The organism is Bordetella bronchiseptica, from assembly GCF_900636925.1.
Taxonomy (GTDB): Bacteria; Pseudomonadota; Gammaproteobacteria; order Burkholderiales; family Burkholderiaceae_B; genus Bordetella; species Bordetella pertussis.
In genome coordinates, this window is sequence record NZ_LR134326.1 from 1,780,645 (window position 1) to 1,802,106 (window position 21,462).

Annotated in this window: 23 protein-coding genes; 11 read left to right on the top strand and 12 right to left on the bottom strand. The window is 68.7% G+C overall.

Going from position 1 to position 21,462, the window contains the following annotated elements; all coding sequences use genetic code 11:
• Positions 1–95 precede the first annotated feature (95 nt).
• From EL288_RS08285 to garL, 6 genes are all read left to right on the top strand, one after another.
• Entirely contained in the window at positions 96–1,013 is a 918-nt protein-coding gene (locus EL288_RS08285; protein WP_033458521.1) for a dihydrodipicolinate synthase family protein, read from the top strand.
• A gap of 62 nt (positions 1,014–1,075) precedes the next feature.
• Positions 1,076–1,846 carry a FadR/GntR family transcriptional regulator gene (locus tag EL288_RS08290; RefSeq protein WP_003812919.1) on the top strand — a complete coding sequence of 257 codons (771 nt, stop codon included), beginning with the start codon at positions 1,076–1,078 and terminating at the stop codon, positions 1,844–1,846.
• 56 nt (positions 1,847–1,902) lie between these two features.
• The gene (locus tag EL288_RS08295; protein WP_003812917.1) at positions 1,903–3,015 is read left to right on the top strand and encodes an Ldh family oxidoreductase; all 1,113 of its coding nucleotides are present in this window, start codon (positions 1,903–1,905) and stop codon (positions 3,013–3,015) included.
• Between the two features lie 48 nt (positions 3,016–3,063).
• Complete coding sequence (gene araD / locus EL288_RS08300; RefSeq protein ID WP_003812915.1) at positions 3,064–4,809, top strand: L-arabinonate dehydratase; 1,746 nt, start codon at positions 3,064–3,066, stop codon at positions 4,807–4,809.
• 45 nt (positions 4,810–4,854) lie between these two features.
• Positions 4,855–5,844, top strand: a complete 990-nt coding sequence (locus EL288_RS08305; RefSeq protein WP_010926352.1) for a tripartite tricarboxylate transporter substrate binding protein — start codon at positions 4,855–4,857, stop codon at positions 5,842–5,844.
• Positions 5,845–5,894: 50 nt separating this feature from the next.
• Positions 5,895–6,671 (top strand): 2-dehydro-3-deoxyglucarate aldolase, encoded by a 777-nt coding sequence (garL, locus tag EL288_RS08310; protein WP_003812911.1) that lies wholly within the window; start codon positions 5,895–5,897, stop codon positions 6,669–6,671.
• Positions 6,672–6,788: 117 nt separating this feature from the next.
• Here the strand turns inward: garL and rpsT are convergent, their stop codons facing one another.
• The 10 genes from rpsT to EL288_RS08360 all read right to left on the bottom strand — a co-directional run bounded on the left by rpsT (position 6,789) and on the right by EL288_RS08360 (position 14,670).
• Complete coding sequence (gene rpsT / locus EL288_RS08315; RefSeq protein ID WP_003812908.1) at positions 6,789–7,052, bottom strand: 30S ribosomal protein S20; 264 nt, start codon at positions 7,050–7,052, stop codon at positions 6,789–6,791.
• Positions 7,053–7,152: 100 nt separating this feature from the next.
• Complete coding sequence (locus EL288_RS08320) at positions 7,153–8,157, bottom strand: FecR domain-containing protein (RefSeq protein ID WP_003812906.1); 1,005 nt, start codon at positions 8,155–8,157, stop codon at positions 7,153–7,155.
• 209 nt (positions 8,158–8,366) lie between these two features.
• A complete protein-coding gene (gene murJ, locus EL288_RS08325; RefSeq protein WP_010926354.1) occupies positions 8,367–9,959 on the bottom strand; it encodes a murein biosynthesis integral membrane protein MurJ in 1,593 nt (530 codons plus the stop codon).
• A 25-nt stretch (positions 9,960–9,984) separates the two neighbouring features.
• Positions 9,985–10,743: a 3-hydroxyacyl-CoA dehydrogenase gene (locus tag EL288_RS08330; RefSeq protein ID WP_003812901.1), complete on the bottom strand. Its 759-nt coding sequence runs from the start codon at positions 10,741–10,743 to the stop codon at positions 9,985–9,987.
• Positions 10,744–10,834: 91 nt separating this feature from the next.
• A complete protein-coding gene (gene adk, locus EL288_RS08335) occupies positions 10,835–11,491 on the bottom strand; it encodes an adenylate kinase (RefSeq protein ID WP_003812899.1) in 657 nt (218 codons plus the stop codon).
• 90 nt (positions 11,492–11,581) lie between these two features.
• Positions 11,582–12,346, bottom strand: a complete 765-nt coding sequence (kdsB, locus tag EL288_RS08340) for a 3-deoxy-manno-octulosonate cytidylyltransferase (protein WP_004567493.1) — start codon at positions 12,344–12,346, stop codon at positions 11,582–11,584.
• 9 nt (positions 12,347–12,355) lie between these two features.
• Complete coding sequence (locus EL288_RS08345; protein WP_003812895.1) at positions 12,356–12,544, bottom strand: Trm112 family protein; 189 nt, start codon at positions 12,542–12,544, stop codon at positions 12,356–12,358.
• Positions 12,545–12,599: 55 nt separating this feature from the next.
• Positions 12,600–13,643, bottom strand: coding sequence for a tetraacyldisaccharide 4'-kinase (gene lpxK / locus EL288_RS08350; protein WP_003812892.1), 1,044 nt, complete (start codon positions 13,641–13,643; stop codon positions 12,600–12,602).
• Positions 13,640–14,053 carry an ExbD/TolR family protein gene (locus EL288_RS08355; protein ID WP_003812890.1) on the bottom strand — a complete coding sequence of 138 codons (414 nt, stop codon included), beginning with the start codon at positions 14,051–14,053 and terminating at the stop codon, positions 13,640–13,642. The genes lpxK and EL288_RS08355 overlap by 4 nt, the downstream gene beginning before the upstream one ends.
• Positions 14,050–14,670: a MotA/TolQ/ExbB proton channel family protein gene (locus EL288_RS08360; protein ID WP_033458520.1), complete on the bottom strand. Its 621-nt coding sequence runs from the start codon at positions 14,668–14,670 to the stop codon at positions 14,050–14,052. Before EL288_RS08360 ends, EL288_RS08355 begins: the two co-directional genes overlap by 4 nt.
• 349 nt (positions 14,671–15,019) lie before the next feature.
• On the opposite strand from EL288_RS08360, the gene xseA reads away from it, so the two are divergent.
• The 4 genes from xseA (at position 15,020) to pcaF (ending at position 19,897) form a co-directional block, all read left to right on the top strand.
• A complete protein-coding gene (gene xseA / locus EL288_RS08365; protein ID WP_003812887.1) occupies positions 15,020–16,411 on the top strand; it encodes an exodeoxyribonuclease VII large subunit in 1,392 nt (463 codons plus the stop codon).
• Positions 16,412–16,483: 72 nt separating this feature from the next.
• On the top strand, positions 16,484–17,062 hold the full coding sequence (sodB, locus tag EL288_RS08370) for a superoxide dismutase [Fe] (RefSeq protein ID WP_003812886.1): 579 nt from the start codon (positions 16,484–16,486) through the stop codon (positions 17,060–17,062).
• 116 nt (positions 17,063–17,178) lie between these two features.
• On the top strand, positions 17,179–18,576 hold the full coding sequence (locus EL288_RS08375) for a chloride channel protein (RefSeq protein WP_003812884.1): 1,398 nt from the start codon (positions 17,179–17,181) through the stop codon (positions 18,574–18,576).
• Positions 18,577–18,691: 115 nt separating this feature from the next.
• On the top strand, positions 18,692–19,897 hold the full coding sequence (pcaF, locus tag EL288_RS08380) for a 3-oxoadipyl-CoA thiolase (protein WP_003820397.1): 1,206 nt from the start codon (positions 18,692–18,694) through the stop codon (positions 19,895–19,897).
• A gap of 99 nt (positions 19,898–19,996) precedes the next feature.
• On the opposite strand, the gene EL288_RS08385 is transcribed toward pcaF, so the two are convergent.
• Together EL288_RS08385 and EL288_RS08390 are read right to left on the bottom strand one after the other, a co-directional pair.
• Positions 19,997–20,515 (bottom strand): DUF192 domain-containing protein, encoded by a 519-nt coding sequence (locus EL288_RS08385; protein ID WP_003812878.1) that lies wholly within the window; start codon positions 20,513–20,515, stop codon positions 19,997–19,999.
• A 94-nt stretch (positions 20,516–20,609) separates the two neighbouring features.
• Positions 20,610–20,855 (bottom strand): cold-shock protein, encoded by a 246-nt coding sequence (locus EL288_RS08390; RefSeq protein ID WP_003812875.1) that lies wholly within the window; start codon positions 20,853–20,855, stop codon positions 20,610–20,612.
• Positions 20,856–21,082: 227 nt separating this feature from the next.
• Here EL288_RS08390 and clpS point away from each other — a divergent pair, with 227 nt between their 5' ends.
• A complete protein-coding gene (gene clpS / locus EL288_RS08395; RefSeq protein ID WP_003812873.1) occupies positions 21,083–21,397 on the top strand; it encodes an ATP-dependent Clp protease adapter ClpS in 315 nt (104 codons plus the stop codon).
• Positions 21,398–21,462 lie beyond the last annotated feature (65 nt).

Sequence of the window (21,462 nt, forward strand, 5' to 3'; positions counted from 1 at the left end):
TATATTTATTAGTATTTAACTTGTCAACCAAGTATACTTTTAAAAAATTTCACGCCAACACATATACAACCGTAGATTTTGCAGGAGCCGTGCTCATGAAAACCACCCCGGTTACCCCTGATGACCTGCAGCGCTCCGTCATTGCCGTGCCGCCGCTGGCGCGCCATGCCGATCTGACGCTCAATCCGGCCGCCAACCAGGCGGTGCTGCGTCATCTGGAAGCAGGCGGAGTGCGCAGCGTGATGTACGGCGGCAATGCCAACTTCTACCACGTGCAGGTCAGCGAGTACGCGCAGTTGCTGGACTTCCTGGCCGAGTCCGCCGGCCCCGATACCTGGGTGCTGCCGTCGGCCGGCCCCGACTACGGCAAGCTGATGGACCAGGCTGCCATCCTGCGCACGCGCGACTTTCCCACCGCCATGCTGCTGCCCATGTCGTTTCCGTATACGGACGCCGGGCTGGCCGACGGCATCCGCCGGTTCAGCGACGCGATGGACCGTCCGGCGGTCGTCTACATCAAGTCGTCCGACTACCTGGCGCCGGCCACGGTGGCGCGCCTGATCGGCGAAGGCCGCATCGCAACCCTGAAATACGCGGTGGTGCGCGAGGATCCCGCGCGCGATCCTTATCTGGATGCACTGCTCAAGGAAGTCGACCCGCGCTGGATCGTCAGCGGCATCGGCGAGCGGCCGGCCATCGTGCACTTCCGCCAGTTCGGGCTGCGCAGCTTCACCTCCGGGTCGGTCTGCGTGGCGCCGCGCGGCTCGATGCGCCTGCTGCATCTGCTGCACCAAGGCGATTTCGAGGCGGCCGAACAGGTGCGCGCCGCCTATATCCCGCTGGAGGATTGCCGCGACGGGATCAGCCCGATCCGCGTGCTGCACGACGCCGTGACGCTGGCCGGCGTGGCCGACATGGGGCCCATGCTGCCGCTGTTGAGCGGGCTGGATCCGGCCGACCGCGAGCGCGTGGCGCCGGTGGCGCGCGCGTTGCTGGCGGGCGATCGCCAGTGATCCTGGCGCGCGGCGCGCCGCGCGATGACGTACGATGGCGCAACCGCAGTGATCAGTCAGGAGTGCCCGTGGCCCGCAAGCAAGAGTCCGCCAAGTCCGCCGCCGTCGACGCCGACGGCGGCGTCGCCCTGCACCTGGAGCGGGGCCAGCGCGTGCGGTTGGCCGACCAGCTGTACGGGCAGATCTTCGACCAGATCGCCTCGGGGCGCCTGAACGTGGGCGACAAATTGCCTTCCGAGCACGAAATCTGCGAGAAATTCGGCGTGTCGCGGCCGGTGGTACGCGAAGCCCTGCTGCGCCTGCGCGCCGACGGACTGGTGACGGCGCACCAGGGGCTGGGCACATTCGTCAGCCACCAGCCCGCGCCGCGCCTGAAGACGTTCAGCGACGTGCAGAACGTCGGGGCCTACTTGCGCGCCCAGGAAGTGCGCGTGGCGCTGGAGGGCGATGCGGCCCGCCTGGCGGCCCTGCGGCGCACCGACGAGCAATTGCACAAGATCGGCGAGGCGCATGCCGCCTTCGTCGAGGAGCTGGAGCATGGCCGCGTCTCGCCAGAGGCCGACCTGGCTTTCCACGCCAGCATCGCCGAGGCCAGCGGAAACGATTTCTACCTCGGCGTGCTGGAAACCATACACGAGTCGATCAGCGGCTTCATGCGCCTGACCCTGAGCCTGACGCGCACCGGTTCGCGCCAGCGCGCGCAGCGCGTGGCCGACGAGCACGCGGCCATCCTGGGCGCCATCCGCGAGCAGGACGCCGAGCGCGCGCGCATTGCCATGCAGTTTCACCTGGGCCAGGCACGCCACCGGCTGGTGGATCGCGACAAGGACTAGGCCGGCAGGTCCCGGCGCATCGGCCGGCCTGCGAAATCACAGCGAGGAGAGGTGCGGTGCCCGAGAGCGGTATGGAAGCGGACATGGTTGCGATAGGCCGGGTGCGGGAGCAGATCGATCGCGTCCTGCGGGCGTGGGGCATGCCCGAAGCGCCGGCCGGCGTGACGGCCGACCTGATGGCCGAGACCGATTTGCTGGGCATCGACTCGCATGGCATTTCCATGCTGCCCTCCTACGAGGACAAGCTGCGCGCCGGCACGCTGCGCATCGATGCGCAGCCGCGGCTGGTGCGCGAGGGCACGGCCAGCGCCTTGCTCGACGGCATGGGCGGCCTGGGCCACCCGGTGGCGGCGCAGGCCATGCGGATGGCGGTCGACAAGGCGTTCGAGCATGGCGTGGGCGCGGTGTCGGTGCGCAATTCGCATCATTTCGGCGCGGCCGGCGTCTACGCGCGCCTGGCGGTGCAGCGCGGCGCCGTGGCGCTGGTGACCAGCAGCGCCACCACGCTCATCATGGTGCCTACCCATGGCGCCCGCCCCATGCTGGGCACCAACCCGATCGCATTCGGCGCGCCCGCCGCCCACAACGACGCGTTGCTGCTCGACATGGCTACCACCACCGTGGCCGCCAACAAGGTCAAGGTGTACGACTACTACGGCAAGCCCTTGCCGCCCGGCTGGGCGGTGGACGGGGCGGGCGCCGGCGTGACCGATTCGGCCGCCGCCATGCAATTCATCTTCCAGCGCCCCGAAGGCGGCCTCACGCCGCTGGGCGGCACCGCCGAGATGAGCAGCCACAAGGGCTACGGCCTGGCCATCATGGCCCAGGTGCTGGGCGGCACGCTGGGCGGCAGCCTGATGGCGGCGCGCCATGCGGCCCGGCGCAGGCCGGACGATCCCGATGATGTCGGTCATTTCTTCCTGGCGCTCGATCCGGACGCTTTTCGCGCCGGCGGCTCGTTCGAGTCCGAGATGGATGACCTCATCGACACGCTGCACGATACGCCCGCGGCCGACCCGGCCCAGCCGGTGCTGGTGCCCGGCGATCCGGAGGCGGCCGAGCGCGCGCGGCGCTTGCGCGATGGCGTGCCGCTGGCGGCGGCGCTGCGCGAACGGCTGCGGCGGATCTGCGAACGCAGCGGCGCCGAGTATGTGCTGGATGCCGGTTGAGCCGGCGGCGCACAAGAGCATTCATATCCCCGAGGAAGACGAGACATCATGAGCCAGGCTCCCAAACGCAAACGTCCCGAAGATCTGCGCAGCCACCGCTGGTACGGGGTCAAAGACCTGCGTGCCTTCGGGCACCGCTCGCGCACGGCGCAGATGGGCTATCACCGCTCCGATTACGCGGGCAAGCCGGTGATTGCCATCATCAACACCTGGAGCGACATCAATCCCTGTCACAGCCATTTCAAGCAGCGTGTCGAAGAGGTCAAGCGCGGCATCTGGCAGGCGGGCGGCTTCCCGGTGGAAATGCCGGCCATGAGCCTGTCCGAGCCGTTCCAGAAACCCACCACCATGCTGTACCGCAATCTGCTGGCGATGGAGACCGAGGAGCTGCTGCGCTCGTATCCGGCCGATGGCTGCGTGCTGATGGGCGGTTGCGACAAGACGACGCCAGCGCTGCTGATGGGGGCGGTGTCGATGGGCCTGCCGACCGTGTTCGTGCCGGCCGGCCCCATGCTGCGCGGCAACTGGAACGGCAATACGCTGGGTTCGGGCTCGGATACCTGGAAGTACTGGGCCGAGCTGCGCGCCGGCAACATCACCGAAGAGGACTGGCAGGGCGTGGAAGACGGTATCGCGCGCTCGCCCGGCCACTGCATGACCATGGGCACGGCCTCCACCATGACGGCCGCGGTCGAGGCGCTGGGCCTGTGCCTGTCGGGTTATTCGTCGATCCCGGCGCCCGACTCCCGCCATGCGCAGATGGCCAGCCTGACGGGCAAGCGCATCGTCGAGATGGTGTGGGAAGACCTGAAGCCTGCCGACATCCTGACGGCGGCGTCGTTCGATAACGCCGTGCGCACCGTGCTGGCCCTGTCGGGCTCGACCAACGCAGTCGTGCACCTGATCGCGCTGGCGCGCCGCGCCGGCTTCGGGCTGGATCTCGAGCGCTTCGATCATCTGGCGCGCAGCACGCCGGTGCTGGCCAACCTGCGGCCGGCCGGCCAGTACCTGATGGAAGACTTCTACTACGCCGGCGGCCTGCGCGCACTGCTGGCGCAACTGGGCGACCTGCTCGACACCCGCCAGATGACGGTGGACGGGCGCACGCTGGGCGAGAACATCGCCGGCGCGCGCGTGTTCAACGACGAGGTGATCCGCTCGCGCGAGCGCGCGCTGATCGAACGCGACGGCCTGGCCGTCCTGCGCGGCAACCTGGCGCCCGATGGCGCGGTCATCAAGCCGGCCGCCATGGAGGCGCGCCTGCAGCGCCACACCGGCCGCGCTGTGGTGTTCAAGGATTACAACGACATGGCCGAGCGCATCGACGCGCCCGACCTGGACATCGACGCCGATTCCGTCATCGTGCTGCAGAACGCCGGTCCGCAGGGCGCGCCGGGCATGCCGGAGTGGGGCCAGCTGCCCATTCCGCAGAAGCTGCTCAAGCAGGGCGTGCGCGACATGGTACGCATCTCGGACGCCCGCATGAGCGGCACCAGCTATGGCGCCTGTGTGCTGCATGTGGCGCCGGAGGCCTACGTCGGCGGCCCGCTGGCGCTGGTGCGCAGCGGCGACCGGATCGCGCTGGATGTGCCCGGGCGGCGCATCGACGTGCTGATCTCCGACGAAGAGCTGGCCGCGCGCAAGGCGGCCTGGCAGGCGCCGCCGCCCAAGTTCGAGCGGGGCTTCGGCGTGCTGTACCTCAAGCACATCGGACAGGCCGACAGCGGCTGCGATTTCGACTTCCTGCAGACGCGGCCGCAGCAGGCCGCCGAAGGAGAGCCGGAGATCCACTGAGGGGCGCGCGGGCGCGGCCCGATCACGACGACAAAGGAGACAGGCATGACGAAGATCGGCTTCAGGTTGGCGGGAGCGCGGCGCTGGACCGCGGCCCTGGCGGGACTGTTGTTGGCCGGCGCGGCCCACGCGCAGGCGGATTGGCCCTCGCGGCCGGTGCATCTGGTCGTGCCGTTTCCGCCGGGCGGCAGCACGGACTCGGTGGGGCGCCTGCTGGCGGCCGAGCTGGCCAAGGACCTGGGCCAGTCGGTCATCGTGGAGAACAAGGGCGGCGCCAACGGCAATATCGGCTCGGACATGGTGGCCAAGGCGGCCCCGGACGGCTATACGCTGCTGTTGTCGGGCGTGGGTTCGAACGCCATCAACTACGCGCTCTACCAGAGCATGCCTTATCGCAACAGCGATTTCGCCCATATATCCCTGCTGGCCACCGGTCCCAACGTGCTGGTCGCCAACCCCGATTTCCCGGCGCGCAACTTCGCCGATTTCATCAAGCTGGCCAAGGAGAATCCGGGCAAGTACACGCATGCGAGCTCGGGCAACGGTTCGTCGGGGCATCTGGCGATGGAGATGCTCAAGCAGGCCGCGGGCATCGAGCTGGTGCACGTCCCGTACAAGGGCGGGGCCGCCGCCATTACCGATACGATAGGCGGGCGCGTGTCGGTGCTGTTCCTGAACCAGGACAACCTGCTGCCGCAGGTGCAGGGCGGCAAGGTGCGGGCGCTGGCGGTGGCCAGCGTCAAGCGCAACCCGGCCTACCCGGATACGCCCACCATTGCCGAGTCGGGCTATCCGGGTTTCGCCGCCGAATCGTGGTTCGGCCTGTCGGCGCCTGCCGGCACGCCCGCCCCGGTCATCGATCGGCTGAGCCAGGCCACCGTGCGCGCGCTGGCCGCGCCGCAATTGCGCGACAAGCTGCAGGCGGTGGGGTTCGTGGTCGTGGGCAATGACCCCAAGGCGTTCGACGCCTTTGTCGCCGCCGAAATCGACAAATGGGGCAAGGCGGCCCAGGCCTCCGGCGCCCGCATGGATTGACCCGGCAACCACGGCCGGCGCCAGGCGCCGGCCCTCATCCACCTCGGGGAATGACGACGATGAATTCACCGCTGCCCAACCGGTTTCGCCAGCGCATCCTGGCGCGCGAGCAACTGATCGGCTACTGGCTGAGCCTGGCCAGCCACATTACCGCCGAAGTGGCCGGAATGGCCGATTTCGACTGGCTGCTGCTCGATGCCGAGCACTCGCCCAACGATGTGCCGCTGTTGCTGCAGCAGTTGCAGGCGCTGCAGGGCAGCGCCAGCGCCGCCGTGGGGCGGCCTTCCTGGAACGATCCGGTCGAGATCAAGCGCATGCTCGATATCGGCTTCTACAACCTGCTGATTCCGTTCATCGAGTCGGCCGACGATGCGCGCCGGGCGGTGGCGGCCACGCGCTATCCGCCGCAGGGCATGCGCGGCGTGTCGGTGGCGCAGCGCAGCAACCGCTACGGGACGGTGACCGACTACCTGCGGACCATCAACGACAACATCTGCGTGCTGCTGCAAATCGAAAGCCGCCCGGGCGTCGAGGCGGTCGACGAGATCGCCGCGGTCGACGGGGTCGACGGCGTCTTCATCGGCCCGTCCGATCTGGCCGCTGCCCTGGGCCATCTTGGCAACCCCGGGCATCCTGAGGTGCAGGAAGCCATCCGCCATCTGCACGGCAGGGTGGCCGCGCAAGGCAAGGCGGTAGGGATACTCGCGCCGGTGCAGGCCGATGCGAGGCGCTACCTGGACATGGGGGCGCACTTCGTGGCGGTCGGTTCGGACCTGGGCGTCTTCAAGCAGGCCACGTTCGCCCTGCGCGCGGCATTTCCGGCCTGAGGCGGGCGGCGGCCGCGCCCGGCGTGCGCCAAAACAGGCGTGCGCCAAAACAAAAAGGATGCCCGCGGGCATCCTTTCTGCTTGCCGTATTCGCTGCCCCGAAGGGCAATACTGGCTTTAGGCCAGCGCCTTGACGGCGGCAGCCAGGCGGCTCTTGTGGCGAGCAGCCTTGTTCTTGTGGATGATGTTCTTGTCAGCCACGCTGTCAATCACGCTCGTGGCTTTACGCAGCGTTTCGCCAGCAGCAGCCTTATCGCCAGTGGCGATGGATTGGCGAACGCGCTTGATGGCGGTGCGCAGCATCGAGCGCAGGCTGGAGTTGTGCTTGTTGCGCTGGACCGATTGGCGAGCGCGCTTGCGGGCTTGGGCGGTATTGGCCATGTTGCTTAGCTAGTATGAATTCGGCAAAGTCAGACATTGTATCAAGTCCGACGGGGATTGCAAGCCCCGCGCCAACAAAAAGGGCGGCGGGGGCAGGGTGTCAGGCGGTTGCGACGCCGATCGACACGAACCAGGGCGTCAGGCGGGTGACCCGGATGGGCACGCTGGCTTGCAAGGCCACAAGCGTAGCATCACTGTCGTCCAGAGGGAAGGTTCCCGAGACCGGCAGGCCGCCCGCCGCCATGCTGACTCGCAGCGTGCCGCGCCGGTAGGGGCGCATGGCCGCCACGACGTCGGCCAGGGGGCGGCCATGCGCCTCGATCCAGCCGTTTTCCCAGGCCGCGTGGGCCGCCAGCCCGGCGCGCGGCGTGTCCACGCGCGTGGCGTCGAAGCGGGCGCCGGTGCCGGCGCGCACGATGCCACGCGCGTTGGCCACGGTTTCGATCTCCACGTCGTTCTCGTGCACGACCACCAGCGTGCGGCGGACCTGCTGCCGCACCATGTAGCGGGTGCCCAGCGAGCGCACCACGCCTTCGGCGGTCTGGACCGAGAACGGGCGGTACGGATCGGCGCGCACCGTGACCGAGACGGCGCCTTCGAGCAGATGCAGGCGCCGGTAGGTGGCCGTGAATTCCAGGTTGACCCGGCTGCGGGCGTCCAGCAGCAGTTCGCTGCCGTCCGACAGCATGTAGCGGCGCCGCTCGCCGGTGTTGGTGGCCGCGTCGGCGGCCAGCGCGTTGAGCGGATAGAAGCTGTTGCCGACGTAGGCCGCGGCGGCCAGGCCGGCGCCGCCCAGCGCCAGGGCGCCGACGCTGCTGAGGAAATGGCGCCGCGCCGGCATGGCCAGCGTCTCGGCGGGCAGCTCGGCGGGCGGTGCCTGGTCGGCGCCGTCGTAGCCGGTCGGATAGGCGTCGCCCAGCCGGCCGGTATTGGCGCCGGCCAGGGTACCCGTGAGTTGCTGCCAGGCGTTCTCGTTCATCGGGTTGGCGTTGCGCCACGCCAGGAACCGGGCGTAGTCGGTACGCGTGGCCTGGCCCGAGCGCAGCAGCAGCAACCAGTCGACGACCTGGTCGGAAAGCGGCGGCGTATTGGCGGCAGTGTTCAAGGTTCGATCCGCATTGAGCCTTACGGCTCGTCCGGCGATGGCAAGTTGGACAGTATCAATGCCAGATTAAACAGTATGCTTTTTTACGAAAATTTACCTTATATGGTTACAAATGTCGATCCAATAAATGCAAAGACCGGCCGTAAGGGCCGGTCTTTGTTGTGATTTTCACTATTTCAACGTGTGTATCAATGGAAATGTTACATGCGTCAACGGGCGCCGCGGCGGGTGAAATCGCGTGGCCGCATGCCGGCGGCCAGCAGCAGCCCGAAGTAGGCCAGCATGCAGGCCAGCAGCACGCCGCCCAGCCACAGGGCGCGCAGCCCCGGCCACGGCTGCAGCGCGATCCAGTCGATATGGCGGTCGGCGGCCAGCAATACGGCCGCCAGGGCCGCCAGCGCCGGGACCAGCCGCAGCATGAAACGCCCCCAGCCGGCGCCGGGCCGGTAGACGCCGCGCCGGCGCAGCCCGGTCAGCAGCGCGAGGGCGTTGATGCAGGCGCCCAGGCCGATGGCCAGCGCCAGTCCGGCATGCGCCAGCCACGGAACCAGGATGGCGTTGAGCAGCTGGGTCAGCACCAGCACCATGATGGCGATCTTGACCGGGGTGCGGATGTCCTGCTTGGCGTAGAAGCCGGGCGCCAGGATCTTGATCGCCAGCAGGCCGATCAGGCCGGCCGAATAGGCGATGACGGCCAGCCGCGTCTGCTGCACGTCCTGCGCCTGGAACGCGCCGTAGTGGAACAGGGTCGCCACCAGCCCGTCCGACAGCAGCGCCAGGCCCAGGGCGGCCGGCAGGCCCAGCATCAGTACCAGGCGCAGTCCCCAGTCCAGCAGGCCGCTGTAGCCGTCCTGGTCGGCGCGCGCGTGCGCCGCCGACAGGCTGGGCAGCAGCACCGTGCCCAGCGCCACGCCCAGCAGGGCGGTGGGAAACTCCATCAGCCGGTCGGCAAACGACAGCCAGGTCACGCTGCCCGGCTGCAGCCAGGTGGCGATATTGGTGTTGATCAGCAGGGAAATCTGCGCCACCGATACCCCGAGCGTGGCGGGCGCCATCTGTTTCAGTATCCGCTGCACCGTCGGGTCGCGCCAGGCCTGCCGCAAATCGAGCGACCAGCGCGGCGTCAGGCCCAGGCGGGCCAGCGCCAGCCATTGCACGGCCAGTTGCGCGACGCCGCCGGCCATCACGCCCAGGGCCAGGGCGTAGATCGGCACGTCCATGCGCGGCGCCAGCCACAGGCAGGCCGCGATCATGGCAAGGTTGAGCAGCACGGGCGTGAACGCCGGCACGGCAAAGCGGCGCCACGTGTTGAGCACGCCGGATGCGAAGGCAATGAGGGACATGCACAGGATGTACGGGAACATCACCCGCGTCATCCATACCGCGGCGCCGAACTCGGCGCCGCGTTCGGCGCTGCGCAGACCGCTGGCCATGGCGGTCACCACCCAGGGCGCCGCCACGACGCCGGCCAGGGTGACCAGCATCAGCGCGGCGGTCAGCAGCACGGCCACCCGGTCGAGCAGCGTGCGTACCTCCGCGTCGCTGCGTTCGGTGCGGGCCGCGCCCAGGATGGGCACGAAGGCCTGCGCGAACGCGCCTTCGGCAAACAGGCGGCGCAGCAGGTTGGGAATACGGAAGGCGACCCAGAACGCATCGGTCAGGGGGCCTGCGCCGAACGCGCGCGCCACCAGGATGTCGCGCACCAGGCCGGTGATGCGCGACAGCAGGGTGAAACTGCTGACGGTAGCCGCCGAGCGTAGCAATGCCATAAAAGCCAGGGTACCAAAGCAACGTGCCGGCATCGAGCCGGCACGTCGGGGGGAGGGATTACTTGGGCGGCATCCGGATCGCGCCGTCGAGGCGGATCGTTTCGCCGTTGAGCATATCGTTGGTGATGATGCTGTGCACCAGCTTGGCGTAGTCTTCCGGGCGGCCCAGGCGCGCGGGGAAGGGGATGCTGGCGGCCAGCGAGTCCTGGACTTCCTGCGGCATGCCGAAGATCATGGGCGTGCCGAAGATGCCCGGGGCGATGGTCATGCAGCGGATCCCGGTCTTGGACAGGTCGCGCGCGATCGGCAGCGTCATGCCGGCCACGCCGGCCTTGGAGGCCGCGTAGGCCGCCTGCCCGATCTGGCCGTCGAAGGCCGCGACCGAGGCGGTGTTGATCAGCACGCCGCGCTCGCCGGTGGACTCGGGCGTGTTGGCGCTCATGGCCTCGGCGGCCAGGCGCATCATGTTGAAGCTGCCGATCAGATTGATGGAGACCACTTTCTGGAACAGGTCCAGCGGGTGGGCGCCGTTCTTGCCGACGATCTTGGCGGCCGGCGCGACGCCGGCGCAGTTGACCAGTCCGAACAGGGGGCCCAGCTCGACCGCGGCGGCCACCGCCTGCTTGCCATCGGCTTCCTGCGTCACGTCGCAGTGCACGTAGCGCTGGTTCAGCTCCTTGGCCAGCGCCTGGCCGGGTTCGTCCTGCACGTCGGCGATGACGACCTTGGCGCCGTTGGCCACCAGCATGCGCACGGTGCCGGCGCCCAGGCCGGATGCGCCGCCGGTAACGATGAATACCTTGTTCGCGATTTCCATGTCAGATCCTACTTGGCTAGCAATGAAGGCGGGCAGGGCGCGCGCGGCCGCGCACCCCTGCGCGGGCGGCGCGGCGGCCTCGCGGCGCGGTTTAGCTCTGCAGAGCCTGGGACAGGCGGCTCTTGATTTCGTCGACCGAGCCGACGCCGGAGATCTTGCGGTACTTGGGCGCCGCGGCGGCATCGGACTGGGCCCAGGACGAGTAGTAGTCGACCAGCGGGCGGGTCTGGTTCTGGTAGACGTTGAGACGATGGCGCACGGTTTCCTCGCGGTCGTCGTCGCGCTGCACCAGCGGTTCGCCCGTGACGTCGTCCACGCCTTCGGCCTTGGGCGGATTGAAGCGTACGTGGTAGCTGCGGCCGCTGGCCGGGTGCACGCGGCGTCCGCTCATGCGTTCGATGATGTCGCTTTCCGGCACTTCGATCTCGACCACGTAATCCAGCGCGATGCCGGCGCTCTTGAGCGCGTCGGCCTGCGGGATGGTGCGCGGGAAACCGTCGAACAGGTAGCCGTTGGCGCAATCGGGCTGGGTCAGGCGATCGCGCACCAGGCCGATGATCAGGTCGTCCGAGACCAGGCCGCCCGCGTCCATGACCTTCTTGGCTTCCAGGCCCAGCGGCGTGCCGGCCTTGACGGCGGCGCGCAGCATGTCACCGGTGGATATCTGCGGGATGCCGTAGTGTTGGGTGAGAAAGGCGGCTTGGGTGCCTTTGCCGGCTCCGGGCGGTCCGAGCAGAATGAGACGCATGGGGGCTCCTGATGGGTTTGTTTTTTGTGATCGGGGCGATTATGCCGCAATGCAGCACCGGATGTGGGGCCGCGCCATGGGAAATAACCCTTATAACCGATTCGTGTATGCGGCCCGGGCACGCTCCAGGTCGGCTGGCGTGTCCACGCCGGCGGCGGGCGCGCTGTCGGTATGGTGCACCACGATAACGTGGCCGTGCTCCATCGCGCGCAGCTGTTCCAGCGATTCGTAGCGTTCCAGCTGTCCCTGCGACAGGGCCGGGAAACGGCGCAGGAAGGCCACGCGATAGGCATAGATGCCGATGTGATGCCAGGCGGGCAGGCCGGGGGCAAGAACCCGTGCGCCGCCGGCCAGGGCGTCGCGCGCCCACGGGATGGGGGCGCGCGAGAAGTACAGGGCGCGCCGGTCGGCCGCGCACACCACTTTCACGACATTGGGGTTGAACAGCGCCTCGGCGTCGGCCAGCGGACAGGCACAAGTGGCGATATCGGCATGCGGGGCGGCCACCAGCTGGGCGGCGACCGCGTCGATCAGGGCCGGTTCGATCAGCGGCTCGTCGCCCTGTACGTTGACGACGATGGCGTCATCGGGCAGCCCCAGCGCGTCGACGGCCTCGGACAGGCGGTCGGTGCCGGTGGGGTGGTCGGGACGGGTCAGGATGGCGGCATGGCCATGGTCGGCGGCCGCTTGCTGGACGCGCGCATCGTCGGTGGCGATCATGACGCGCTCGGCGCCCGACAGCGCGGCGCGTTCGGCCACGCGCACCACCATGGGCTTGCCGGCGATGTCGGCCAGCGGCTTGTCGGGCAGGCGGGTGGACGCCAGGCGCGCCGGGATCAGGACGGTAAAGCTCACTGGCCGGACTCAGGAGGGTTGGGCGGGCGCCTCGGCGTCGAGCGAGCGCGCCTCGGCCTCCAGCATGATGGGCACGCCGTCGCGCACCGGAAAGGCGAGGCGGTCGGCGTTGCAGACCAGTTCGGCCTGCGCGCGCTGAAATTCGAGGCGGCCCTTGCACACCGGGCAGACGAGGATGTCGAGCAAACGGGATTCCATGTCGCGATTCTAAAGCAGAACGCCGGCTGCGCGGGGCGGCGCCGGCGCGGCCGGGTCAGGGTTGGCGGGCGCGCAGGGTGGCCGACAGCCAGTCGCCGAAATCCGGGTCGGACAGGCGCGTGCCGACCTGCACCGCCCACAGGCGCGGGTCGTCCAGCGCGGCGCATTTGATCGCGTCCTTGGCGGTAACCAGGATGAGGTCGGCATCCAGCGCGGTAAAGGGCGACTGCGCATAGGCGTAGTGGTCGGGCAGCGCCAGCGTGTGCGCGGGACGGATGCCGGCTTGCTCGAGCGTCTGGAAAAAACGCGCCGGATTGCCGATGCCGGCCGCGGCGGCCAGGCGCGCCGGCGGCAATGCGGCCAGGTCGGCCAGCGTCCGCGTGGCGCCGTCGGTCACGCGCTGTGCGTGGGTGGGCTCCAGCCACATGGCCAGCTGGCGCGGCGCCCCGGCCGCCGGCGCCGCCGCGGCGCGCGGGCGGCCCGCATTGGTGACGATGGCATCGACATCGGCCAGCCGCTGCGCCGGCTCGCGCAGCGGGCCGGCCGGCAACAGGCGCCCGTTGCCCACGCCCCGTTCGTCCTGCACCACGATTTCCACGTCGCGCGCCAGGGCCAGGTGCTGCAGGCCGTCGTCGCTGACCACCACGTCGACGCCGGGGTGCGCGCGCAGCAGCGCCTGCACGGCCCGGGGGCGATGCGGATGCACGGCGATGGCCGCCCCGGTGGCGCGCGCGATCAAGGCGGGCTCGTCGCCGTAGTCGGCGGCAGCGAGTTGCCCCTGGCCGACGCGCGGGGCGGCGCCCACGTCCACGCCGTAGCCGCGGCTGACCACGCCCGGCGTCCAGCCGCGCGCCTGCAGTTGCCGGACCACTTCGATCACGACCGGGGTCTTGCCGGTGCCGCCCACGTAGATGTTGCCGACCACCACGACCGGCACGGGCGCTCGCCAGGCGGCACGCGCGCCGGTCAGATAGGCGTTGCGCTTGCGGGCCACGACCAGGCCGGTCAGCGCGGCCAGCGGCCGCAGCAGGGTGGACAGCCAGCCGCCCTGGCGCCATTGGCGCTCGAGCAGGCGGCGCAGGCAGCGCGGCGCGTTCACCGGGCGGTCTGGGCGGCGAAGTTGACCCGGCCGATGCCGGCCAGGCGGGCCGCTTCCATGACATTGACCACCGCCTGGTGCGTGGCCTGGGCGTCGGCGTTGATGACCACGATGGGGTCGGCCTTGCCGGCGGTGGCCAGGCTCAGCGCATGGGCGATGTCGGTGGGGTTGGCGGCGTCGAGCAGGTTGCCGTTGAGGGCGTAGTGGCCGTCCTGGCTGATGGCGATTTCCAGCGCCGGCGGGGCTTCCTGTTCGGCCGCGGCCTCCGGCAGCACGACCTTCAGCTGCGTGAAGCGCGCGAACGACGTGGTGGCGGCCAGGAAGATCAGGATCACCAGCAGGACATCGATGAGGGGGATCAGGTTGATCTCGAGCTCATCCTGGCTGGCGCGGCCGCCGCGGAAGTTCATGGCCGCGCCTCGCGCGAGCGGGCCGGCGCCACGTAGCGGGCCAGCCGCCCGGCTGACTGTTCCATGGCATGCAGGTAGCCGTCGATGCGCGCGCGCAGGTAGCGGTGCACGATCATGGCGGGAATGGCGATCAGGATGCCGAAGCCGGTGTTGTACAGGGCGATCGAGATGCCGCGCGCCAGTTGCGCGGGGTCGCTGGCACCCGGTGCGTACGAGCCGAAAATCTCGATCATGCCGACCACGGTGCCGAACAGGCCCATCAGCGGCGCCACCACGGCAATGGTGCCGATGGCCGAAACGTAGCGGCCCAGCTCGTAGGCCGCGCCACGGCCGGCGTCCTCGACGGCGGTCCGCAGTTCCTCGCGCGGCAGGTGGCGCTGGCGCAGCACTTCGGCCAGCACCCGGCCCAAGGGCGAGTTGCGCTCCAGCCTTGCCAGGGCTTCGGGGGTGTCCTGCTGGTTGCGCAGCATCTCCAGGACCTGTTCGTTCAGCCCGCGCGGCAGGATCCGGTTGCGGCGCAGCGCCAGCAGGCGTTCGACGATCAGCGCCAGGCCAAGAATGGAAGTGGCGAGCAGGGGCCAGATCGGCCAGCCGGCTTCGCGTAGCAGGTTGAGCAAAACGGAGACTCCAGGGCGGGGGCCGGCCGCCGCGATAGCGCGGCGACGGTGCAAGGCCGCACTGTAACGGCCACAAGGGGGCGGTGGCAAGGCCGCCCGGGCGGCAAAACTATCCACAGAAATTGTGGATAATTCTGTGCAAAACTTGCCTCGAACGCAGTCCCGCATTGCGTTTGCGCTAGGCTGCTCGCAATGTATGCAGCATGCGTGACACTATTTTCAGTGTAAAAACAAAGACTTGCACGGAATTTGCTGGCGTTGCGGGCAGCCGGGGGGCGGCGCGGCGGTTCGGTTATGATGCGGGCCCGCCGCATAAGGCCTGTGGACATATATCGGCTCGGAAACCCTTATGACAATTGGATTGTCGGTCACAAACGACGTATTCGCGCGGGATATCCTGACAGTTGCCCAGTTGAACCAGGCTGTGGGCCAATTGCTGGAGCGCAGCATCCCGTCGCTGTGGGTGCGCGGCGAGATTTCCAATTTCACCCAGGCGGCCTCGGGCCACTGGTATTTCACGCTCAAGGACAGCCGTGCCGCGGTGCGCACCGTCATGTTCCGCAGCCGCGCCGCCCAGGTGGGGTTCGTGCCGCGCCCGGGCGACCAGGTCGAGGTGCGCGCGCGCGTCTCCCTGTACGAACCCCGCGGCGACTACCAGTTGCAGGCCGACGGCATGCGCCGCGCCGGCGTGGGCAACCTGTACGAGGCTTTCCTGCGCCTGAAGGCGCAACTGCAGGACGAAGGGCTGTTCGATCCGCAGCGCAAGCGCCAGCCGGCGCGGCTGCCGCGCGCCATCGGGGTGGTGACCTCGCTGCACGCGGCCGCCTTGCGCGATGTGCTGTCGGCGCTGGCGCGCCGCGCGCCGCAGGTGCCCGTGATCATCTACCCGGCGCCGGTGCAGGGCGCCGACGCGGCCGCCCGGCTGGCGGCGCGCGTCGCGCAGGCCAACCAGCGCGCCGAGGTCGATACGCTGCTGCTGGTGCGTGGCGGCGGCAGCATCGAGGACCTGTGGAGTTTCAACGACGAGGCGCTGGCGCGCGAGGTGGCCGCCAGCGACATCCCGGTGATCAGCGGGGTGGGGCACGAGACCGACTTCACCATCGTCGACTTCGTGGCCGACCTGCGCGCGCCCACGCCCACCGCCGCCGCCGAGCTGGCCTGCGTGCCGCGCGGCGATTTGCTGGCCGCGCTGCGCCACACCGCCGAGCGGCTGGCGCGGGCCCAGCAGCGCCGGCTCGACCAGGCCGCCCAGCGCCTGGACCGGGCCGCCGCCATGCTGACTTCGCCGGCGCAACGACTGGCGCACCAGCAAGAACGCCTGAACACGCTGCGCCATCGCCTGGCCTCCGCATGGCGCGGGCCGCAGGGGCGCCGGGTGGCGCGGCTGGACATGCTGGCCCAGCGGCTGGCGCATCGGCGGCCCGATACCGGGCGCGCGGCCGAACGCAGCGCCGCGCTGCTGGCGCAACTGGGGCGTGCGCAGGCGCGCCTGGCGGCCGCCCGCCAGGCCAGGCTGGACACGCTGGCCGCGCAACTGCGCGCGCTCGATCCGCAGCATACGCTGGCGCGTGGCTATGCCATCGTGCGCGACGCCGCCGGGGCCATCGTTACCGACGCCACGCGCCTGGCCGCGCGCGACCGGATCGAGATCGCCGTGGCGCGCGGCCGGATCGGCGCCGACGTCACGGACATCGGGACACCCGATGGCACCGACGGTAACCCTGCGTTGCGGCGGGGTTAAGGCGATAGCCCGCACAAGAGCCGATACAATGAGAAGGCTTGATCGTGCATTCAACAAAGAAGGAATCGACTCATGGCACACACTCTTCCCCCCCTGCCTTACGCTCTGGATGCGCTGGCTCCGCGCATTTCCAAGGAAACGCTCGAGTTTCACTACGGCAAGCACCACCAGACGTACGTCACCAACCTGAACAACCTGATCCCCGGCACGGAGTTCGAGAACCTGTCGCTGGAAGAGATCGTCAAGAAGTCCTCGGGTGGCGTTTTCAACAATGCCGCCCAAGTCTGGAACCACACGTTCTACTGGAACAGCCTGTCGCCCAACGGCGGCGGCGAGCCCACCGGCGCGCTGGCCGATGCCATCAAGGCCAAGTGGGGCAGCGTGGACGCCTTCAAGGAAGCCTTCAACAAGTCGGCCGCCGGCAACTTCGGCTCGGGCTGGACCTGGCTGGTCAAGAAGGCCGACGGTACGCTGGACATCGTCAACACCAGCAACGCCGCCACGCCGCTGACGACCGCCGACAAGGCGCTGCTGACCTGTGACGTGTGGGAGCACGCGTACTACATCGATTACCGCAATGCCCGTCCCAAGTACCTGGAAAATTTCTGGGCGCTGGTGAACTGGGAATTCGCCGCGAAGAATTTCGCCTAATCGCCGCACGTGCGATCGAGACGGCCCGGCCCTGCCGGGCCGTTTGCATTGCAGCCACGCCGCGTGCGCGATGGTAAGGTACGGCCTGCGACCCTCCTTCCTTGCCCTGCGCGCCCATGCCGAATCCGGAACTGGCCGTTCGTCCGCACCGCTATCTCGTTCATCTGCGCCGGCTGGCGCGCCGCAAGCTGCGCCAGATGCGGCGCGTCTCGCATCGGACGCTGAGCGTGTCCCTGCTGCTGGGCGGCGCGGCGCTGGTTGCGCTGGTGTCGTTGGGCTTTACGCAATTGGCCGACCTGGCGCTGCACTGGAACCGGCAATGGACCGCCGCCCACGGCTGGCTGGCCCTGATCGTGACGCCGTGCGCGCTGGCCGTCCTGTGCTGGCTGACGCTGCGCCTGGCGCCCTATGCATCGGGCAGCGGCATTCCGCAGGTGATCGCCGGCCTGTCCTTGCCGCCTGGCGGGGCGCAGCAGCGCCTGGTCTCGCTGGTCCAGGCCCTGTGGAAGATTCCGCTTACCTTCCTGGCCATGCTGGCTGGCGCATCGGTCGGCCGCGAGGGCCCCTCGGTGCAGGTGGGCGCCGCGCTGATGCTGGCGTGGGGCCAGCTCTGGCGCCGCCTCGGCGTGCCGCTGCGCGGCTTTCACAGCCAGGAGCTGATAGCCGCGGGCGCGGCCGGCGGGCTGGCGGCAGCCTTCAATGCGCCGCTGGCCGGCGTGATCTTCGCCATCGAGGAGCTGGGCCGCGGCACGGTGCTGCGCTGGCAGCGCCTGGTGCTGATCGGCGTACTGGCCGCCGGTTTCCTGGTGGTGGCCATCGCCGGCAACAACCCGTACCTCGGTACCTTCGCGGGCCAGGCGCTGGCGCACAACATGCTGTGGTGGACGCTAGTGTGCTGCGTGGTCAACGGCATCCTGGGCGGCGTGTTCGCCCGGCTGCTGGGCAAGGGCGCGGCCGGCGCGGCGCCGCAACGCTGGCGCGAACGCGTGCGCCGCCATCCGGTGGCGACGGCGTTCGGGCTGGGGCTGGCGCTGGCCTGCCTGGGCCTGTTGACCGGCGGCGCGGTCTACGGCACCGGCTACGGCCAGGCGGCGGCCCTGCTGTCCGGCCACGACGGCGTGCCGGACGGCTTCGGGCTGGCCAAGCTGGCCGCCACCGTGGCCTCGTACTGGGCCGGCATTCCGGGCGGCATTTTCACGCCGGCGCTGACCACCGGCGCCGGCATCGGCGAGCAGATCAGTCATTGGGCCGGCCCGGGCGTGGATACGCGCGTGCTGGTGCTGGTTTCCATGGCGGCCTTCCTGGCCGCCGCGACCCAGGCGCCGCTGACCGCCAGCGTGGTCGTCATGGAAATGACGGGCAGCCAGCCCATGCTGTTCTGGCTGCTGGTCGGCGCGCTGGGGGCCTCGGTCGTGTCGCGCCAGTTCTGCCCGCGGCCGTTCTATCACTTGGCGGCTGGCCGGTTTCGTCGCACGGCCGTGGTGGAAGCAGGGCGCAAGGCGTCCACGGAATAGACGGACCACGTTTGGCGTCCGTCTGTTGGACATCTGCGCCGGGGTGCGGCCTGCTTATGACGCACTGCGGTAACATCAGCCGATCCGCAGTTTCCTTCACCCTTTCGAGCTTCCCATGACTGTGCAAGCCTTTATCTGTGATGCGATTCGCACCCCTTTCGGCCGCTACGGCGGTGCGCTGTCTTCCGTGCGGGCCGACGATCTGGCCGCCGTGCCGATCAAGGCCCTGATGGCGCGCAACCCCGGCGTACGTTGGGAAGAACTGGACGATGTGCTGTACGGCTGCGCCAACCAGGCGGGCGAGGACAACCGCAACGTCGCCCGCATGGCGGCCTTGCTGGCCGGACTGCCGATCGAGGTGCCGGGCGCGACCATCAACCGCCTGTGCGGTTCGGGGCTGGACGCCGTCGGCTCGGCCGCGCGCGCGATCGCCGCCGGCCAGGCCAGCCTGATGCTGGCGGGCGGGGTGGAGAGCATGAGCCGCGCCCCGTTCGTGATGGGCAAGGCCGACAGCGCCTTTTCGCGCAACGCCGCCATCTACGACACCACCATCGGCTGGCGCTTCGTCAACAAACTGATGAAGGCCCAGTACGGCGTGGATTCCATGCCGGAGACGGCCGAGAACGTGGCCGATGATTTCAAGATCAGCCGCGCCGACCAGGACAAATTCGCGCTGGCCAGCCAGCAGAAGGCGCTGCGCGCGCAGCAGTCGGGCTTTTTCGACGCCGAGATCACGCCGGTGTCCATCGCTCAGAAGAAGGGCGATCCCGTGGTGGTGTCCAAGGACGAGCACCCGCGCGATACCAGCCTGGAAGCGCTGGCCAAGCTCAAGGGCGTGGTGCGCGAGGGCGGTTCGGTGACCGCCGGCAACGCTTCGGGCGTCAACGATGGCGCGGCCGCGCTGTTGCTGGCCGACGAGAAGGCGGCCGCCAGCCATGGGCTGACGCCGCGCGCTCGCGTGGTCGGCATGGCCACTGCCGGCGTGGCGCCGCGCATCATGGGCATGGGCCCGGCGCCCGCCACGCGCAAGGTGCTGGCGCAGACCGGCCTGTCGCTGGCGCAGATGGACGTCATCGAGCTGAACGAAGCCTTCGCGGCGCAGGGCCTGGCCGTGATGCGCGACCTCGGCATCGCCGATGACGACGCCCGGGTCAACATCAACGGCGGCGCCATCGCGCTGGGCCATCCGCTGGGCGCCTCCGGCGCGCGCCTGGTGACGACCGCCATCAACCAGCTGCAGCGCGGCGGCGGCCGCTACGCGCTGTGCACGATGTGCATCGGCGTGGGGCAGGGCATCGCGCTGATCATCGAGCGCGTCTGAGCCTGGCGAGTCCCGGGCATGGCAAAAAGGAGCCGTAAGGCTCCTTTTTTGCGTTCCGGCGCCTGCCGCGGGGGCGGGCGCGGCCCGACGGCGCCGGGTTCAGGGCAGGCCGTTGATCCGGGCGCCGGCCTTGATGCCGTGCCGCGCGAACCAGCCCTGGGCCATTTCCAGCGCATAGCGCACCGACTTGCGCGAGCAATGCGTATCGTCGGTGCGCGGCGCCATGTCTTCGATGTTGACGATGGTGCCGTCGTCGGCGATGAAGGCGATCGACAGCGGCAGCGGGGTGTTGCGCATCCAGAAGCACTGCTGGTCGGGAGCCTCGAAGACGAACAGCATGCCGTCGTTGCCGGGCAGTTCGGTGCGGTACATCAGGCCCTGGCGGCGGGTGTCGTCGTTGTCCGCCACCTCCGCGTGGATGATATGGATGCCGGCCGACAGCGGCGTGGTGGGCAGGCGGGGCTGCGGCTTGCCGCTGCTGTTATGCTGCGCCGCGGCGCCGAAGGAAAGGACGGAGAGCGCCAGCACGGCGGCGCAGAAGCGGCTGCGGGCAATGCGGCGCAGGACAGGCAGGACGGCGGCAATCGACATGGGGGCTGGAGTTGGCGGACAATGCAAAATAAAAGGCGGGGCATGCAGCCCCGCCTCAAATAATAACGACGCCCGGCGCCAAATGGTATCGGCGCAGTGGCGACGCGATAAGCAATGGTGCTCAGGCAGACGTAATATTGAGTGCCTGTTTGCCCTTGGGACCCTGAATGATCTCGAACGAGACCTTCTGGCCTTCTTTTAGGGTTTTGAAACCGTTCATCTGGATGGACGAGAAATGCGCGAACAGATCTTCACCGCCGTCATCGGGCGTGATGAATCCGAACCCCTTCGCATCGTTGAACCATTTAACGGTACCCGTGGCTTTAGGATTGTCCCCTTGGACAGCGGTTGCGGTCGTATCAGACATGCGGACTGCCTCATTGAATCGTATGTTGTCAGAAGGGTGCGGCAGCGTCTGCTTTTTACCCCTCCCGGGTGTCCGGATGAGGCTCGTAACAGCCGAGAGCCCCCCGAATGCGTGGATAATGCGCTGGTTTTCTTTCTGACGTCAAGTATGGAAACTACGCATTTCTGGTTGTAAATCTACGTAAGTAACACATTGCTTTCAGTACGTTTAAATAGAATAGCCGCCCTATGAGTTCTACCTTGGATACGCAGCACGACGTGGTCGTCGAGAAGCAGCCGGCGCGCACGGCGCCGCCGCCGATGTACCAGGTCGTGCTGCTTAATGACGATTACACGCCAATGGAGTTCGTGGTCAAGGTGCTGCAGAAATTCTTCGGCAAGAACAGCGAAGACGCCACGCGCATCATGCTGCAGGTGCACCACGAAGGCCGCGCCGTCTGTGGCGTATATCCACGCGATCTGGCGGCCACGCGCATCGCGCAGGTCTCGCAGTATGCGCGGGCGCGCCAGCATCCGCTGCAGTGCATTATGGAACCGGCCTGATCCGCATCGGGCGCGGTCGCCGCGTCGTTTTGCCTAGCCTTGCGCGGGCGCAATAAGAAATCGGC

Bases quoted from the DNA above. Each gene is read 5' to 3' on its own strand.
- EL288_RS08285 (WP_033458521.1), top strand. From the start codon at position 96: ATGAAAACCACCCCGGTTACCCCTGATGACCTGCAGCGCTCCGTCATT.
- araD (WP_003812915.1), top strand. From the start codon at position 3,064: ATGAGCCAGGCTCCCAAACGCAAACGTCCCGAAGATCTGCGCAGCCAC.
- EL288_RS08305 (WP_010926352.1), top strand. From the start codon at position 4,855: ATGACGAAGATCGGCTTCAGGTTGGCGGGAGCGCGGCGCTGGACCGCG.
- garL (WP_003812911.1), top strand. From the start codon at position 5,895: ATGACGACGATGAATTCACCGCTGCCCAACCGGTTTCGCCAGCGCATC.
- rpsT (WP_003812908.1), bottom strand. From the start codon at position 7,052: ATGGCCAATACCGCCCAAGCCCGCAAGCGCGCTCGCCAATCGGTCCAG.
- murJ (WP_010926354.1), bottom strand. From the start codon at position 9,959: ATGCCGGCACGTTGCTTTGGTACCCTGGCTTTTATGGCATTGCTACGC.
- EL288_RS08330 (WP_003812901.1), bottom strand. From the start codon at position 10,743: ATGGAAATCGCGAACAAGGTATTCATCGTTACCGGCGGCGCATCCGGC.
- adk (WP_003812899.1), bottom strand. From the start codon at position 11,491: ATGCGTCTCATTCTGCTCGGACCGCCCGGAGCCGGCAAAGGCACCCAA.
- EL288_RS08345 (WP_003812895.1), bottom strand. From the start codon at position 12,544: ATGGAATCCCGTTTGCTCGACATCCTCGTCTGCCCGGTGTGCAAGGGC.
- EL288_RS08355 (WP_003812890.1), bottom strand. From the start codon at position 14,053: ATGAACTTCCGCGGCGGCCGCGCCAGCCAGGATGAGCTCGAGATCAAC.
- xseA (WP_003812887.1), top strand. From the start codon at position 15,020: ATGACAATTGGATTGTCGGTCACAAACGACGTATTCGCGCGGGATATC.
- sodB (WP_003812886.1), top strand. From the start codon at position 16,484: ATGGCACACACTCTTCCCCCCCTGCCTTACGCTCTGGATGCGCTGGCT.
- EL288_RS08375 (WP_003812884.1), top strand. From the start codon at position 17,179: ATGCCGAATCCGGAACTGGCCGTTCGTCCGCACCGCTATCTCGTTCAT.
- pcaF (WP_003820397.1), top strand. From the start codon at position 18,692: ATGACTGTGCAAGCCTTTATCTGTGATGCGATTCGCACCCCTTTCGGC.
- EL288_RS08390 (WP_003812875.1), bottom strand. From the start codon at position 20,855: ATGTCTGATACGACCGCAACCGCTGTCCAAGGGGACAATCCTAAAGCC.
- clpS (WP_003812873.1), top strand. From the start codon at position 21,083: ATGAGTTCTACCTTGGATACGCAGCACGACGTGGTCGTCGAGAAGCAG.